The organism is Pedobacter nototheniae (assembly GCF_004335085.1).
GTDB classification, from domain to species: domain Bacteria; phylum Bacteroidota; class Bacteroidia; order Sphingobacteriales; family Sphingobacteriaceae; genus Pedobacter; species Pedobacter nototheniae.
On the sequence record NZ_RQRS01000001.1, the window covers coordinates 1 to 15,429 of the forward strand.

General features: G+C 40.9%; 17 protein-coding genes and 1 tRNA gene. 17 read left to right on the forward strand and 1 reads right to left on the reverse strand.

Annotation, left to right across the window (positions count from 1 at the left end):
• The 14 genes from traM to EHC72_RS23260 form a co-directional block, all read left to right on the forward strand.
• On the forward strand, nt 1-604 hold a 604-nt coding region (traM, locus tag EHC72_RS00005; protein ID WP_131535355.1), incomplete at its 5' end, for a conjugative transposon protein TraM.
• A 6-nt stretch (nt 605-610) separates the two neighbouring features.
• Complete coding sequence (locus EHC72_RS00010) at nt 611-1,450, forward strand: DUF4138 domain-containing protein (protein ID WP_131535357.1); 840 nt, start codon at nt 611-613, stop codon at nt 1,448-1,450.
• Nucleotides 1,451-1,459: 9 nt separating this feature from the next.
• Nucleotides 1,460-3,502, forward strand: a complete 2,043-nt coding sequence (locus EHC72_RS00015) for a type IV secretion system DNA-binding domain-containing protein (RefSeq protein WP_131535359.1) — start codon at nt 1,460-1,462, stop codon at nt 3,500-3,502.
• A 36-nt stretch (nt 3,503-3,538) separates the two neighbouring features.
• Nucleotides 3,539-3,961, forward strand: coding sequence for a hypothetical protein (locus tag EHC72_RS00020; protein WP_131535361.1), 423 nt, complete (start codon nt 3,539-3,541; stop codon nt 3,959-3,961).
• Between the two features lie 70 nt (nt 3,962-4,031).
• Nucleotides 4,032-4,568: a M23 family metallopeptidase gene (locus tag EHC72_RS00025; RefSeq protein WP_165585740.1), complete on the forward strand. Its 537-nt coding sequence runs from the start codon at nt 4,032-4,034 to the stop codon at nt 4,566-4,568.
• A complete protein-coding gene (locus EHC72_RS00030; protein ID WP_131535365.1) occupies nt 4,561-5,775 on the forward strand; it encodes an ArdC family protein in 1,215 nt (404 codons plus the stop codon). Before EHC72_RS00025 ends, EHC72_RS00030 begins: the two co-directional genes overlap by 8 nt.
• Nucleotides 5,776-5,784: 9 nt before the next feature.
• Nucleotides 5,785-6,585: a DUF4099 domain-containing protein gene (locus EHC72_RS00035; protein WP_131535367.1), complete on the forward strand. Its 801-nt coding sequence runs from the start codon at nt 5,785-5,787 to the stop codon at nt 6,583-6,585.
• Nucleotides 6,586-7,048: 463 nt separating this feature from the next.
• The gene (locus tag EHC72_RS00040) at nt 7,049-7,366 is read left to right on the forward strand and encodes a hypothetical protein (protein ID WP_131535369.1); all 318 of its coding nucleotides are present in this window, start codon (nt 7,049-7,051) and stop codon (nt 7,364-7,366) included.
• Nucleotides 7,367-7,386: 20 nt separating this feature from the next.
• Complete coding sequence (locus tag EHC72_RS00045) at nt 7,387-8,250, forward strand: hypothetical protein (RefSeq protein WP_131535371.1); 864 nt, start codon at nt 7,387-7,389, stop codon at nt 8,248-8,250.
• A gap of 23 nt (nt 8,251-8,273) precedes the next feature.
• On the forward strand, nt 8,274-8,474 hold the full coding sequence (locus tag EHC72_RS00050) for a hypothetical protein (RefSeq protein WP_131535373.1): 201 nt from the start codon (nt 8,274-8,276) through the stop codon (nt 8,472-8,474).
• Between the two features lie 5 nt (nt 8,475-8,479).
• Nucleotides 8,480-9,304, forward strand: coding sequence for a DNA adenine methylase (locus EHC72_RS00055; protein WP_131535375.1), 825 nt, complete (start codon nt 8,480-8,482; stop codon nt 9,302-9,304).
• Entirely contained in the window at nt 9,301-9,975 is a 675-nt protein-coding gene (locus EHC72_RS00060; protein WP_131535377.1) for a hypothetical protein, read from the forward strand. Before EHC72_RS00055 ends, EHC72_RS00060 begins: the two co-directional genes overlap by 4 nt.
• A gap of 184 nt (nt 9,976-10,159) precedes the next feature.
• Nucleotides 10,160-10,333: a hypothetical protein gene (locus EHC72_RS22570; protein WP_165585741.1), complete on the forward strand. Its 174-nt coding sequence runs from the start codon at nt 10,160-10,162 to the stop codon at nt 10,331-10,333.
• A 60-nt stretch (nt 10,334-10,393) separates the two neighbouring features.
• Nucleotides 10,394-12,007 (forward strand): recombinase family protein, encoded by a 1,614-nt coding sequence (locus EHC72_RS23260; protein ID WP_394346871.1) that lies wholly within the window; start codon nt 10,394-10,396, stop codon nt 12,005-12,007.
• Here the strand turns inward: EHC72_RS23260 and EHC72_RS00070 are convergent.
• A tRNA-Met gene (locus EHC72_RS00070) sits at nt 11,967-12,040 on the reverse strand. The genes EHC72_RS23260 and EHC72_RS00070 overlap by 41 nt on opposite strands.
• A gap of 137 nt (nt 12,041-12,177) precedes the next feature.
• Here EHC72_RS00070 and EHC72_RS00075 point away from each other — a divergent pair.
• The 3 genes from EHC72_RS00075 (at nt 12,178) to EHC72_RS00085 (ending at nt 15,381) form a co-directional block, all read left to right on the forward strand.
• Nucleotides 12,178-12,558 carry an START-like domain-containing protein gene (locus tag EHC72_RS00075; protein ID WP_131535379.1) on the forward strand — a complete coding sequence of 127 codons (381 nt, stop codon included), beginning with the start codon at nt 12,178-12,180 and terminating at the stop codon, nt 12,556-12,558.
• Between the two features lie 30 nt (nt 12,559-12,588).
• Nucleotides 12,589-14,016: an LptF/LptG family permease gene (locus EHC72_RS00080; protein WP_131535381.1), complete on the forward strand. Its 1,428-nt coding sequence runs from the start codon at nt 12,589-12,591 to the stop codon at nt 14,014-14,016.
• A gap of 153 nt (nt 14,017-14,169) precedes the next feature.
• Nucleotides 14,170-15,381: a bifunctional 3,4-dihydroxy-2-butanone-4-phosphate synthase/GTP cyclohydrolase II gene (locus EHC72_RS00085; protein ID WP_131535383.1), complete on the forward strand. Its 1,212-nt coding sequence runs from the start codon at nt 14,170-14,172 to the stop codon at nt 15,379-15,381.
• Nucleotides 15,382-15,429: the final 48 nt, after the last annotated feature.

Consider the following 15,429-nt stretch of genomic DNA (forward strand, 5'->3'; position numbering starts at 1 on the left):
CCTAGACAACTCTACAGCCATCTTTTTGAATTCATCATCAAATACCCTGTGTTTCATATTAGTCAAATTTAAAATTACTCCTTTAAATCTGCGAGATAAATGTCTCTACTCAAAGGTAGCAACTCCAATCATTGATCAGGATGTTACAGGCTTTTCCGGATCGCGCCTGCGTATAAGGCTGACTGATGATATCATGGCCGGCAAGTTTATGATCCCTAAAGGCACCTACCTCTATGCAACTATTTCAGGCTTCTCTGCCCAAAGGGTTTCCTTGGTGATCTCATCGGTATTCCATGGCGGGGAAATTCTGCCGGTAAATCTTCAGGTTTATGACAACGACGGAATGGCCGGTATTTATGTTCCATCATCCGCCTTTCGCGAATTTACCAGGGACATGAGCAGTTCAAGCACGCAAGGGATTACCATACAGCAGATGGCGGAAAACAACAATCAACTCGTTATGGGGGTGCTTTCCAAGATGTTCCAGTCTACAACAACAGCGGTAAACAAGTTGATCCGGTCCAATAAGGTCAAGGTCAGATACAATACCCAGGTTTATCTCATTGATCCCAATGAGCTTAAAAGAAAACAACAATCTTATTAGAATTTCATGAAAAAAATATTGTTCCTAGCTCAAATTTTCCTGAGCTCACTGGCCCTTTATGCGCAAGTGCCACACTCAGTTACCGTTGCCGATATTCCGGTAATCGGAATATCGGGTTCAGTTTCTATCCACTTCATCTCGCCAGAGAAAATTTCCTATGTAGACCTATCCAGCAGTTCGCTGATTGGTGACCTTCCGGAAAAGAACATTCTCAGGATCAAGGCGATTCCAGACTCTGTTGCCGCTCTTTTCTCCAGCGGCGATGCTGGCCTGGTTACCATTGTCGGAGAAACCTTTATTGCACAATACAGACTCTCCTTTTTATCGCCTGCTAGTCCCGAGCTGGTTTCCACACAAATCGATATCCTGCCAACCTATATGAGATCCATTGATATTTCGGGGATAGGATTATCACAGAACGAAATGAAGAGCAATGCGCTTTCCCTGCTAAAGCGCAGAGGGGATTCCCGAATTAAAAAAGAATCAGCTTTCGGGATATCACTGGTGGTAAACCGGGTTTATACCCTTGGCGATTGCATCCTTCTTGACCTGAGCTTCCATAACTCGACAAATCTCACCTTTGATGTCGACGAGCTCAGGTTTAAGATAGCGGACAGAAAGATCAATAAATCTACCAATGTCCAGTCCATAGAATTAAAGCCGGTTTTTCAGCTTTATCCCTTTGAAAGATTTTCGAAATCCTATCGTAATATTTATTTCATTAAAAAAACCACCTTTCCCGGTGACAAGGAATTCAGTATTGAATTATCGGAAAAGCAGATTTCCGGAAGAAATCTTCGCGCTTCATTAACTTACTCCGATATCCTAAACGCCGACACCTTTTAATGTTTCATTATGGAAGAAAGCAAGGAACAACAGAGCCTGCACCGCTTCCTTCAGTTTGCCATTTATCTAGCCCTTTTGCTAGATGTGCTCATGTTTGTCTATGCAACTAAGCTGTTAACTGATTCTGGTGCAGAGAAAATCGGGCTCGCCAGGTTTCTAGTGCGCATGTCACGGATTATTATTTACCAGCACCCGCTCTACAGCCGGTTTTTCTCGTTGTTGCTTATCTCGCTGGTTTCAATCGGGACACTGAGCAAAAAAGAAAAAGATCTTGATGCTAAAACAGCGATCATTTATCCGCTCGTGTTGGGATTAGTCTTAATGGCGGCCAGTATCTTTTTTTTTGGTGAAAAGGGGACTGCGGTTTTTTATCTGACCAGCTGGCAGGATATCGGGTATATCTTTTTATTGTTGATAGGTACGATCCTGGTGCACCTAGCGATGGATAATGTTTCCAAGATTATCAGCTCTTCTTTAGGTAAGGATAAGTGGAATACCGAAGAAGAATCCTTTATGCAGGCAAGAAAGCCTGTAAACGGACCATTTGCAGTTACCATCCCCTCACTTTTTTATTACCGCAAGAAAGTACATTCGGGCTTCATTAACATAGAGAACATCTTTCGCGGAACGCTTTTGATCGGGACCCCGGGCTCGGGCAAGAGTTTTGGCATTGTTATGCCCTTTATCCGGCAGCTTATCTTTAAGGAATTCTGTATCTGCTGTTATGACTTTAAGTTTCCCGACCTGGGTCAGATCGCCTATTACCATTATCTGCTGGGTAAAAAGCAGGGCAGGCTCTCAGGCTTTGATTTTCATGTCATCAACTTAACCCAGGTAGAGCGAAGCAGGAGGATAAATGTATTAAGACCAGATTACATAGTAACGCTCGCCGATGCTGGCGAAACAGCGGAAGCCCTGGTTGAAGCCTTGAAAAAAGGGGATAAATCCGGTGGTAGCGATCAGTTCTTTACCCAGAGTGCGGTAAATTTTCTTTCTTCCTGCATTTATTTCTTTTCTCAGTACCAGGGAGGGAAGTATTCTACTTTTCCGCACGTACTTTCATTTTTGAACTGCAGTTATGAGCAGATTTTTTCGGTGCTATTTTCCAATCCTGAGCTTGGGAGCTTACTTTCTCCATTTGCCACTGCATGGCAGGCTAAAGCTTTCAACCAGCTAGAGGGGCAGATAGGAACGCTAAAGGTATTCATCTCCCGCTTAGCTACTAAAGAGACGTTCTGGGTTTTTTCCGCGGATGATTTCAACTTAAAGATTTCATCCCGGGCGGAGCCCTCTATATTAGTCCTTGCCAATGACCCCAATACACAGAATATCAATTCCGCCTGCTATTCTGTGGTGCTCAACAGGCTGACCAGGCTTATCAACTCTAAAGGAAACCGGCCCTCGGCCTTGATTATCGATGAGCTGCCAACCTTATTTGTGCACCGCATTGAAAATCTAATTGCCACTGCCAGATCAAATAAGGTAGCGGTTCTCATGGGACTCCAGGAGCTTCCACAGTTTCAGCAGCAATATGGAAAGGATACCGCAACCACCATTACCTCGGTAGTAGGGAATGTACTTTCTGGCTCGGTAAGGAACAAGGAAACGCTCGAATGGCTGGAGCGGCTTTTTGGGAAAGTTAAGCAACAGTCGGAGAGCTTGTCCATTGATAGAACCAAGACATCGGTGTCGCTCTCGGAAAAACTAGAATCGCTGATTCCTGCAGGTAAGATCGCATCATTGAAGGCCGGAGAGCTCGTTGGTATGCTTGCAGCGGATGCGGTAGAAGAATATACCGGAAAATTTGATACCTCGGCGATCAACTGCAGGGTGAATCTTGATATGGAGGCATTAGCTACAGAGGAAAAAGCTTACCCTGATATGCCGTTGTATTATGATTTCGCAGGAAAAAAGGATGAGATTCTCCGTAAAAACTTCATGCGCATAAATGATGAAATACAGGTATTGGTTAAAAAATTCAGAACCGAGGCTGCCGTCCCAAAAAATGGGGAAAGTCCCAAAGCCTCCATGGCAGGCGGAATGAAGAGATAAACAAACTATTTTTTTTCAATCTTAAAATCAATTTTTATGGAAGAATTAACCGGCCGGCTTGTGGTGGTACATCCCCAGCTGACAACAGATCCTGTTTCCAGACAGGGTCAGATAGGTGTAATTGCAATAGCGGATCTTCAAAAAGATAACATTAGCGTCGGCTTTGGTGGTGGTCCACTTGGCAGGTATTCCTCAGATGCCCTCCTTGTGCTAAAGGATAAAAGGGAGCTTTATCAGGATATTATGACCGGGGTAAAGGATATGGATGCCGGTACTTTTAAAGACCTGCTCGATATTAATATGAAACAGGAGTATTCAGATTATGGTCACATTTCTGCTGCGATGAAGATTGCTATCGAAAATCAAGAGGTGATGAAAAGGAGCATGATTTCCCTGGAGGACTATATTTCACGAAATCACAATATAAATGTCAGCGAAGCGGTTTCTTTTGAGCGTTAGGCTTTTGGCAGGCGTACTTCTCATTTTTGTTTGCTCTTCTCTATCCTGCTACTCCCAAATCTCCTTGCCTTTGAATTCAATAAAGGTAAATAGCGCTTTTGGTAAAAGGATACATCCTGTTACCCATTTTGCGGATTTCCATCGTGGCATTGATCTTCACGCAAGAAATGAGCCTGTATTTTCTTTTCTTACCGGAAAGGTATCCGGCGTAGGCTTTAATCCAATTCTGGGAAAATTTATAAGGATTGATCATTCAGGCCTTGAAAGCATATATGGCCACCTCTCCATTATTCTGGTTCGAAAGGGCGAGGAAGTCCGTTCTGGGGAAGTTATAGCGGTTACGGGATCTACCGGTAGGGTGACTGGCGAACACCTGCACTTTAGTTTGCGCATCGGGGGAGTCTACATCGATCCTGTAAACTTTATTCTTCGCTACTATAAAGTAGCCAAAATTAATCAAATAAATTTTATGGAAAATTCAGCCTATTTGACCCTAAGGCAAAAACTGGAACTACTCGCGATGGTAGAGGAAGTGGAACTGAATCAGGACGAGGCCTGGGTTTACGGAATTGGTTTTGCGGATACGGAGGAAGAGCAAGATGGATAAAAAAGATGTTCATAAACCCCTGCACGTTCAGGTTGCCGAGAAAGTAATTGAGGCACTCCGCGCCGGAACCGCACCCTGGCAGATTCCATGGGATTCAGCGGGCATTCCTCTTTTAATGCCTTACAATTTTCAGAGCGGCAATAGATACAAGGGAATCAACGCGCTATCACTTTTGATGGCAGGTAGGGAAGATCCAAGATGGATGACCTACAGGCAGGCAGAGGAAAGCGGAATGCAGGTGAGAAAGGGAGAGAAATCCATGCCCATCCAGTTCGTTAAAACAAGTGATGAGCGAACCAGGCGCGACGCTTCAGGAAAGGTTATGCATGATGAGCTCGGAAAGCCCATAAAGGAAACAAGGGAACTTCCCCATGCCATTGTTCGCAATGCTTACGTGTTTAATGCCGCTCAGATCGAGGGCATGCCCAAACTGGAAAGAGAAAAGCCAGGCACGAAGTGGGCACCGGTTGAGCGAGCAGAGAATCTCATTGCCTCCTCAGGCGCAGTAATTTTTCACCAATATTCCGCAAATGCCTTTTATGACCCAAAAAGGGATGCTATTACGCTTCCCTACAAGGACTGGTTTTCTGAAAGCCACAAATATTATGCTACACTGCTCCACGAACTGGGACACTGGACGGGGCATCCAGACCGGTTGAACCGAGACATGGGTAAAGGCTTTGGGGATGCGAGCTATGCCAGGGAGGAACTCAGAGCAGAAATCGCTTCGATGCTTATTGGACAGGAACTTGGTATAGGCCATGACCCGGGACAGCATTATGCCTATGTGGAAAGCTGGATATCGATTCTGGAGAACAATCCTTTTGAGATCTTTTCTGCTTCCATGGATGCCGAGCGTATTCTTGGCTATATCATGGATATAGAAAGAAAGCAGGAGATTACCGATGAAAAGGTTTCCCTGAATGCGATGCAGCCTGCTCCCGGAAAAGCTTCTGGGTATCTCACCACGGGAGATAAGATTCCATATAACGGATCGGTCTATGAGGTTCTAGGCCATTTAAAACAGGGAAGGCTGAAGATGCATGAAAGCCTGAACGGCAATGCATTTACATTGGGCCGGGAAGATAAACTCTACGCAGCGCTTTTATATCTCAAACGCGAAATGGGTGCTGAGTTTCAAAATGAGAAGCACGCTAACCAAATTGGCGAAGCTGTGAACCAATCACATCTTGATTTAAACAGATAAAAGAAATTTATGAAAAATATAATTATCGAGGAGGCCCTGCCCGTTGCAGAGCTATCCAGGCTAGGGCTATACGACGGGACCAGGTACTTATTGGACGACACAGACATTGCTGCACTTCTTTCGGGCAGGAGAACTTCTTTAGTGAACCTACAGAATCTGGTCAGCGAGGCTTTTGTTATTGATAGCCTGGATGCTAAGCTATCCTTAAACCTAAATGAAGATAGTCTCCACGAGATAAAATTGCATCCTATTTACAAGGAGCCGAAACTGTCTCCGGATTTATTGGATGTTGAAGCTGATGCGCTGGTCGCAGGAGAGGTTAAGAATATTGCAAAACCCATTAATTTTCCTGATGGCACAAGTAGGACTCTCGTATTTGAATATGATAGTGAAACCAGGGAGTTCATTTCCTATGATCCAAAAGGGGTAGAGGTTCCATTTCAGATCAACGGAGAGAAACTAGATGTAAAGAAAAGTAAGGATTTTGCCCTAGGACGCATTGTGCAGCTAATCGATGGGACGATGATTCAGCATAGGGCCAGTGAGCCCAAGGGGATCGTAGCCAGCCGTACAGCACTTATCTTAACTTTTTTGAAAGACGGTAAAGCCGCGGGTTTTTTATTAAAAGATCTCGCTCCCATAATGGATTCAAGTATTCATCAGACTCCCTTTTCACCAGGCTTTGAATCAGCATTCCTGGAAATGAAAAAAAACGATGGCGCAATTTCAGACGAGATGTTGCAGCAGAGAGAACTCGATGAGTTCAAAAACGAGTATAGCCGCGGCTATAGTCATAGCATATCCAGATAAATATGGACAGAGAATGGGTTATGTGCGATGGTTTCGCATACCTGATTCCTTACGGGCTGCCAGAGATATGTATCCGTACCGTTTATCTTTTTTATGAAAAAAGGGATTGTCTAAAAGTTCTATCAGATGCTACCTCAGTCAAATTTCGGGATGCCGCGCTGGCAACGTTTGGTTTTCTTGCTCTTCCGGAAGGTATAATACGCATCAGCTTGGTATTTCCCAATGCGAAATTCGTGACTGTATTCGGAGATGATCTGCCTGCAATCGTATTAACCTGTAAGATTTCGCTATGGCTGAAAGGATTTGACGCAACTTTTCTGGTTTTATCCCATCATGTGATTTTCACTTTTAAGTCATGCGAATTTTCATGTGCGGAATCACTCTTTTCACTTAATAGGTTTTGTAAGATCACCGGATTTAGGACTAATCTAAGGCCTTTGCAAATCCGGTAAAATCCATTCCCATGATTCCAGAAATTTTCAAACAGGATATAGGTCTCGATATCCGCGTATTCGGATTCGATGTCAATGTCAATTATGTGTACAACTGGCCCAGCAAAAGAAATGATGAAAAAGAGCCAACCGTTGTACACCTGGAGTTTCGCTCAGATTCCAATATTATATCCAGCACCGGCTACCGGTCACATTTTCTCTTTTCTGCTTTTTTAAAGGATTGCGGATATGCGTCCATCGAGGAACTGGCAGTCTCCCTTGGCGAACACCTCGCCCGGGAAAATGGCTATAGCCCTCCCCAGCCTGAGCAACAGCTTAGCCTATTTTGATTAATTAATAACATATTCTTATGAATGAACAAAATTTAGATTATCTAAAAAAGAGCCTGGATTATCTGGGCTTTGGAACAAAACTCAACGATGTTCTTGAATCAGCAATTTCCAGGGAACTCCCTGCTTTCACCCTCGGAGTTACGCAAAGCTACACATCTGCCAACGCCAAAAAGAATCCTGCAATTGGTTCCGATCAGGTCAGGTTCATGCTGAACTTCAACCGCTCCAAGCAGAGCGATATGTATTTTCTGAACGATTATGAGGTAACTCTGAATAAGGCCGGAAGTGCCTTGCCTATCAGACAAGTCTTTGATCTGGAAAGGGACAATCGGATTACGGCGCTACAGGCCTATAAACTACTCTCTGGGAACTCACTTGAACGGGATGTTTACACCAAATTGGAAAACAGTGAGGGTTCGGAAAAGAAAAAGGTTTGGTTTAAGCTCAACCTTGATATTCAGGATGCCTACGGGAATCATCCCCTGAAAAAATTCTACCCCGAATTCAAGTTTGAGCTATCTGATGCCATAGACAAATATCCGTTCAAGGGTCTTACTGAACTTGGAAAGGATGGTATGATGAAAATGCTGAGAAGTGGCCATCTGGCACCGGCCGAGATGATGGTGGGTAAGAAAGCCGTTGCTGTAATGGTAACCGCGAATCCCCAGTTTAAGGGACTTGATGTTTATGATAAGAACATGGCCATTATCCGCCAGGATGAAATCTTTCCTAAAAAAGAAGAGCAAAAAGAAAGCACGGCCTCGGCTGAGCAAAGAACTTCCCAAAAAAGCGAAATCGATGCCAGCAATACAGAAGAGCGGTTTCCCTGGGAAAACCAGCGGGATGGTGATACCTCCCAAAGCGAGGAAATAGGAAGATAATCCTTTGTAACAGCAAAGAAAAAATGAGAAAGCTTTTAGCTAAGATAGACCGCATCCGCGCAAGCGGATGGGTTACCCTTGATCTCAAGGAAGATCACCCGCTACATAACTTAAACGGCAAGCGCTATCATGTGGAAAGTATGGCCACGCCCGATATCAAGTGCAGGGTGTCGGTAATGGTTGAGGGGAAAAAAGTTGATTTAAGCATTGACGACTTGTATTAGAATTTATGACTAAACTAAAATTAAGAACCCCCATAAGCTATTATGGGGGTAAACAAAAATTAGCCAAACGCATTGTTTCGGTAATTCCGCCACATGTGCTTTATTGTGAGCCTTTTATTGGTGGCGCGGCGGTATTCTTTGCTAAAGAACAATCAAAGGTTGAGGTAATTAATGATACCAATAAAGAACTGATGAATTTTTATAGGGTAGCGAAGGAGGATTTTACTTCACTAGAAAAGGAGATCAGGATCTCTCTTCATTCCAGGGATCTGCACAGAAAGGCTTCGGTGATCTATAACAATCCGGATATGTTTTCGGAGATAAAAAGGGCATGGGCAGTCTGGTTGACTTCATCACAGAGCTTTTCTTCGCAGCTTGACAGCAGTTGGGGATATGATAAATCAGGTAATACCACCACAAAAAAAATAAATTCCAAGAAAGAAGGATTTGTTGAAGAAATGGCTATCAGGCTCCAGAACTGCCAGATAGAATGCGCAGATGCCCTTTACATCATCGCAAGCCGCGATACCGCAGATAGTTTCTTTTACTGTGATCCGCCCTACTACAACTCTGACTGTGGTCACTATGACGGTTATTCTGAAGGGGATTTTGAAGCCCTTCTTTTTTTACTGGCCGGAATAAAAGGCAAGTTTTTGCTCTCTTCCTACCCCTCTCCAATATTGGAAAAATATGCCAAAGAACATGGCTGGCATCAATGGTCGGTAAAGCAACAGGTTTCCGTTAATGCAAAAGGAGGAAAGCAGAAAAGCAAGACGGAGGTGCTAACAGCTAACTACCCGATAGACCTAAAGACGGAATTTGGAGTTTGAAAGTAAAGGAAATAAACCCAGAATTGCTGGCACTTTATCATGGTTCGCTTGGACTGGACGGTATGAAAATAAACATCCAGTCCGGTAAAGGAGTTGGCTGGAATGCTCTCACTTTGGGAAATGCATTTTATACTTCAATAAGTGAGGACGCCGCCTGCCTTTTTAGCCATCTCGTACTCCAGAAGTCAAGACTGAACGGTGAAGCAGGGTTTGATAATCTTGGATATGCCAAAATCTATAAGATAACACTCAGTAAGGATGCCAGCATTTTGGATGCTGACAAAGCTCTGGACGCATCTCGCGTCCGGAGTATTTTGCTGTGCGCAGGAGTTTCCGAGCGATACCTAAATCACCGGCACGATGACCAGCTCTCTGATTTTTACAAGGTTGCTGATCTGCTCTGCTACGGGATGAACTGGGAAGGTAACCGTAATGAATATCTTACAAGGGTACTGGGTTACGACGGACTTTTAATTAAAGAGAGAGCCTGGGAAAACTGGGATTATTATCCGTCAGGCATTGGGATTGACTGGGATAAAATAAACGACCCGAAACTTTGGCCACCAAAAACAGTCGCGATATACAATACAGATCGTGTAGCGGGATTTGAGGTGATCCGCGATGGCGTAATTGATTCTTTGGCGATAGATCATTCAGATTTGCAAAGATAAATTATTAACAGGAGACTCATGTGCTCATCTCAAAATGTGAGTACATTAATGATAGATGTACCCCAGTTTATACCTATTTGCATCTATTTCTAACAGGAGCGTAATTAATTGTGATTATCCAATCCTGTTATTCTTCAGAATACCTTTCTAAAAATATTTGTTACTCAAAATAAACGTCATGGATATGGAGTTTGATTTAAATATAGAAACTATTGTGCGCCAGCATGATCTAACCATAGAAGAGGTGCTTTCAAAGCAAATGTTTTCACATTTTACCGAGGAGCAGGCTAATGATGTGATCCTTACTATCAAAAAAATGTCTATAATCATTTTTAATGCAAGTGAAAAAAAGGAGTAAAAAACTTGATAAAATAATTGATTATTAGTATCTTATAGTGTAATCAAAGAAGTATTATTTATGTCAGACATCTTTTTTTTCGACTCATTTGCAAAAGGGAAACAAAATAAAAAAGTTTCCAAAAGCTTGGAATGCGTTATCTATACAAGGGTTAGTAGTAAAGAGCAGGCTGATAATTTAAGCCTGGGAACCCAATTGAAGGCATGTATGCTATACGCAGAGAAATTTGGGTTTAATATTGCCGCTCAGTTTGGGGGAACCTACGAAAGCGCTGAGAACGATGAGAGAAAGCAATTTACCGCCATGCTTTCTTTCGTGAAAAAATTCAAAGGAAAAATATCTTCTATCTTAGTGTATAGTCTGGAGAGGTTTTCAAGAAATGACAACTCAATCTGGCTTAGCGGAGAATTGAGGCGCTTAGGTATAGAAATAATTTCCGTAACGCAACCTATTGATACCTCGAGTGCTTCGGGTCAGATGCAACAAAAGTTGTTGTTCCTGTTTGGCGAGTTTGACAATCAATTGAGAAAGCAAAAATGTAGTGCTGGTATAAAAGAGATGTTACTGCGTGGTGATTGGCCGACTAATCCCCCTTTAGGATTTGAGATTGACAGATCGAAGAACAAAAGGCAGATTGTCATAAATGGGAAGGGAAGGCTCATTCGTCAGGCCTTTGAATGGAAAGCTTATGAAAATGTGTCAAATGAGGTAATTCGCGATAGGTTGGCGGCTAAAGGACTAAAATTGATTCATCAGCGTATCTCAGAAATCTTTAGAAATCCATTCTATTGTGGCTTGATGGTGCACAATATGTTGGAGGGACAAGTGGTTGTGGGCAATCACGAGAAATTAATTAGCAGGGAACTTTTCTTAAAGGTTAACGGTATGCTAGATAAGATTCCCCATGGTTTTTCACTAAATGAAGAAAATGTGCACATTTCTTTGAAGCGCTTTATGGTATGTGCCGAATGCGGGAAGCCGTTGAGTGGCTACCTCGCACGCAAAAAGAATATACATTATTATAAATGCAAAACCAAAGCTTGCTGTAATAACAAAAATGCTGATTCTCTTAATTCCAGATTTGCAGATATACTTGATTTCTTTAAAATTGACATTGCCAAGGAATATATAGAACTATTGGTTGAGCAGGTTGCTGCAACATTTAACCAGTTGACTCAAAATAAGCAAGCGGATCTTTTAGAGTTGGAGAACAGCCACAGAGAAGTTAAGAAGAAGGTGGAGCGATTAGAGGAAAGATATATTGAAGAAGATATAAGTCAGGAACTTTACACAAAGTACCATGAGAAATATTCGGACGAAAAAAGAGAAATTGAGCAGAATTTGCTCATCCTGTCTAATAAAAGTTCGAACCTTTTAAAATGTGTTAGGTTGGCTATAGAATATGCTACTCAGCTACCTTTAAACTGGCTTTCTGGTGATTACCATACTAAGCAACAACTCCAAACATTACTGTTCCCTAGTGGTATGAGTTATGATAAGAAAAATGATAAAGTTCGAACCACTGAAATAAATTTAGTGTTTTTGTATATAGCTTATTTTCAGCAACTTATCAGTAAAAAGAAAAGAGGCATACCAGAATTATCTCTGGATTATGCCTCTTTTGCCGATTCGGTAGCGGGGAGCAGGATCGAACTGCCGACCTCAGGGTTATGAATCCTGCGCTCTAACCATCTGAGCTACCCCGCCGGGTAAAAATATTTGCTTATATTATCAAATATTTGTGTGGTTATTTTTTGGAGTTGCAAATATAGAATAAATTCCTTTTCTTTAGAAAAATAAATAAAAAAAAATCGTCCGGAAGATTATTCTGGTAATGAATTAACATGGCAGAAAAGAAAAAATTTACGCTAGAGTACGAGGTTAAATCGTCACCAAGAATACTGTATAGTTTTATAAGTGAGCCAAATGGCTTATCACAATGGTTTGCAGATGATGTTGTTTTTCGCGATCAACTTTATACTTTTACATGGGATGATGAACAGTTAAAAGCAAAGTTAATTTCTATAAAAGAGAACAAATTAGTTAAGTTTAAGTGGATAGATGACGAACCACAGTGCTATTTTGAGATGGAAATTGTGCAAGATGAGTTAACCAATGATGTTGCCCTTTCTATAACAGATTTCTCTACGGAAGAAACACTTTCAGAGAAAAAATTAATCTGGGATAATCAAATAGATTACCTGATTAGTGTTTTAGGTGCATAATATTTTATATGCTTTGTTTACCTTTGTAGGGTGAAAAAAATACATCTTCTTTTAGTTAAAGCATTTATTTGGCCATTCATTACCACCTTTTTTGTGGTAATGTTTATCCTTTTAATGTTTTTTCTATTTAAATGGGTGGATGATTTAATAGGTAAGGGCTTTGAGTGGTACACCATTTTAGAGTTGATGTACTATGCATCTGCCGCCAACGTATCCATGGCCCTGCCATTATCTATTCTACTTTCTTCCATAATGACGTTTGGCTCTTTAGGAGAAAACTATGAGTTAGTTGCCATTAAATCTGCAGGTATTTCCCTTCAAAAAGCAATGCAACCGCTGTTTGTTGTAATTATTATGCTTACAATAGGCTCCTTTCTTTTTTCTAATTACATGTTACCCAAAGCCAACTTAAAATTTGGCTCGCTCCTTTACGATGTAAGAAATAAAAAACTTTCCTTTTTAATTAAACCAGGCGTTTTTAATAATAGTATCCCAAATTATTCTATCCGTGTAGATAAAAAGGATGAAGATGGTACCCTCCATAACATAATGATTTACGATCATAAAGGAAATGGAGGCATTCCTAAAATTATAATGGCCAAACAAGGCGTAATGGAAAAAACCAGTGATGGTAAATTTCTGGTACTTAAATTAAAAGATGGCGTACAATACGAAGAACAGGCTAATAATAGCGGGATTTATAACCCACGACAAATTTTCTATAGAAATAGATTTAAGGAAACCGAGCCTAAATTTGACCTTTCTTCTTTTGAGATGAACCGTACCGACCCTAATGCATTTGGCAACAGCACGCCAATGCTTAATTTAAGGGGAATTACCAGAAAACATGATTCGTTAACAAAAGTATTGGATACTTTTAAAAGAAATACTGCAATTAACCTTGCAAATAATTTTAAGCAAAATAATATTGCTAAGGGGTATTCAAAATTAAAGGTAGCACCAAAAAAAATTGATGATATTATTCTTAAAACCATTCCAAATGGTTCGAGAAAGCAAAGTATCGAAAATGCTGCTGGTGCGGTAGCATCAATTAATCAAACTTTAAATAATGATACACCCCGTAATCAGGATTTAACTGGAGAGATTATTTTCACCAGAATAGAATATCAGCGTAAGTTTACATTGGCTGCATCGTGTATTTTATTGTTTTTTATTGGAGCACCATTAGGCGCCATCATCAGAAAAGGTGGTATGGGTTTACCCGTAGTTATGGCAATTTCATTCTTCCTGGTTTATCATATTTTAACAACCGTTGCAGAAAAATCAGCAAGAGAAGGCTCATTAAATCCAATTTTTGCCATGTGGATTGCCGTAATTGTACTATCGCCCTTGGCTGCGTTTTTAACCTATAAAGCAACTGTAGATTCTGCTCTGTTTGATATCAATTATTACAAGCAATTCTTTGTTAAGCTTTTCAGGATAAAACAAAAACAGTAATACGTCAGGTTCTGTTCCTTTACTTCAAAATGATATAATATTAAATTTATTGTCTAATAAGGTTGTACATTTGTATAGCTAAAAAATATAGCTTAATTATATTACAAGTATTTCTTTTAGCAGATAATAATCAAATCTTATTGCTTTATAAAAATGCAAACAAAATTAAACACCATACAAGAGGCTATAGAAGATATTAAAGCCGGTAAAGTTATTATAGTTGTTGATGATGAAGGAAGGGAAAACGAGGGAGACTTTGTAACCGCTGCAGAAAATGCAACTCCTGAAATTATTAATTTTATGGCAACTTATGGGCGTGGTTTAATTTGTGCACCACTTACTGAAGAGCGTTGTGATGAGTTAAACCTTAACTTAATGGTTACTAAAAATACAGCTGTACACGAAACCAATTTTACGGTTTCTGTTGATCTTGTTGGTCATGGTTGTACAACCGGGATTTCTGCCAGCGATCGTTCAAAAACAATGTTAGCTTTGGCTAATCCAAACACAGATCCTGAAGAATTAGGAAGACCAGGACATATTTTTCCATTAAGAGCTAAAGATGGTGGTGTAATTCGTAGAGCAGGCCATACAGAAGCTGCCGTAGATTTAGCCCGATTAGCAGGATTTCAACCCGCAGGTGTTTTAGTAGAAATATTAAAGGAGGATGGTGAAATGGCCAGACTTCCGGAGTTATTAAAAATTGCCGAGCAACACCAGTTGAAAATTATTTCTATTGAAGATTTAATCGCTTATCGCTTAGGAATTGATAGCTTGATAAAACAAGAAGTAACTGTTGATTTACCTACGCAATGGGGCGATTTTAAAATGACAGCTTATACGCAGTTGAATAATAATGCAAACCATCTGGCAATTTCAAAAGGAGAGTGGGCTGCTGATGAACCTATTTTGGTACGTGTACACAGTTCTTGCGTAACGGGTGATATTTTTGGTTCTTGCCGTTGCGATTGCGGTCCTCAGCTTCATAAATCGCTTGAAATGATTGAAAAAGCAGGGAAAGGAATTGTAGTTTACATGAACCAAGAGGGTAGAGGTATTGGATTAATTAACAAGTTACGTTCTTATAATTTGCAGGATGCCGGCTTTGATACTGTTGAAGCTAATATTAAATTAGGTTTTAAAGGTGATGAGCGTGATTACGGAGTTGGCGCACAGATATTAAGATCAGAAGGTGTTTCTAAAATGCGCTTAATGAGCAACAACCCAACTAAAAGAGCTGGTCTTATTGGTTATGGTTTAGAAGTGGTAGAAAATATTCCTATAGAAATTGAAAGTAATGTACATAACGAACGTTATTTGAAAACAAAACGTGATAAAATGGGGCATTCCATTATGAAGGGATAATTTCCACTATTCACTTATCAAAAAAGGTTGATCGTATAAAACGGTCAA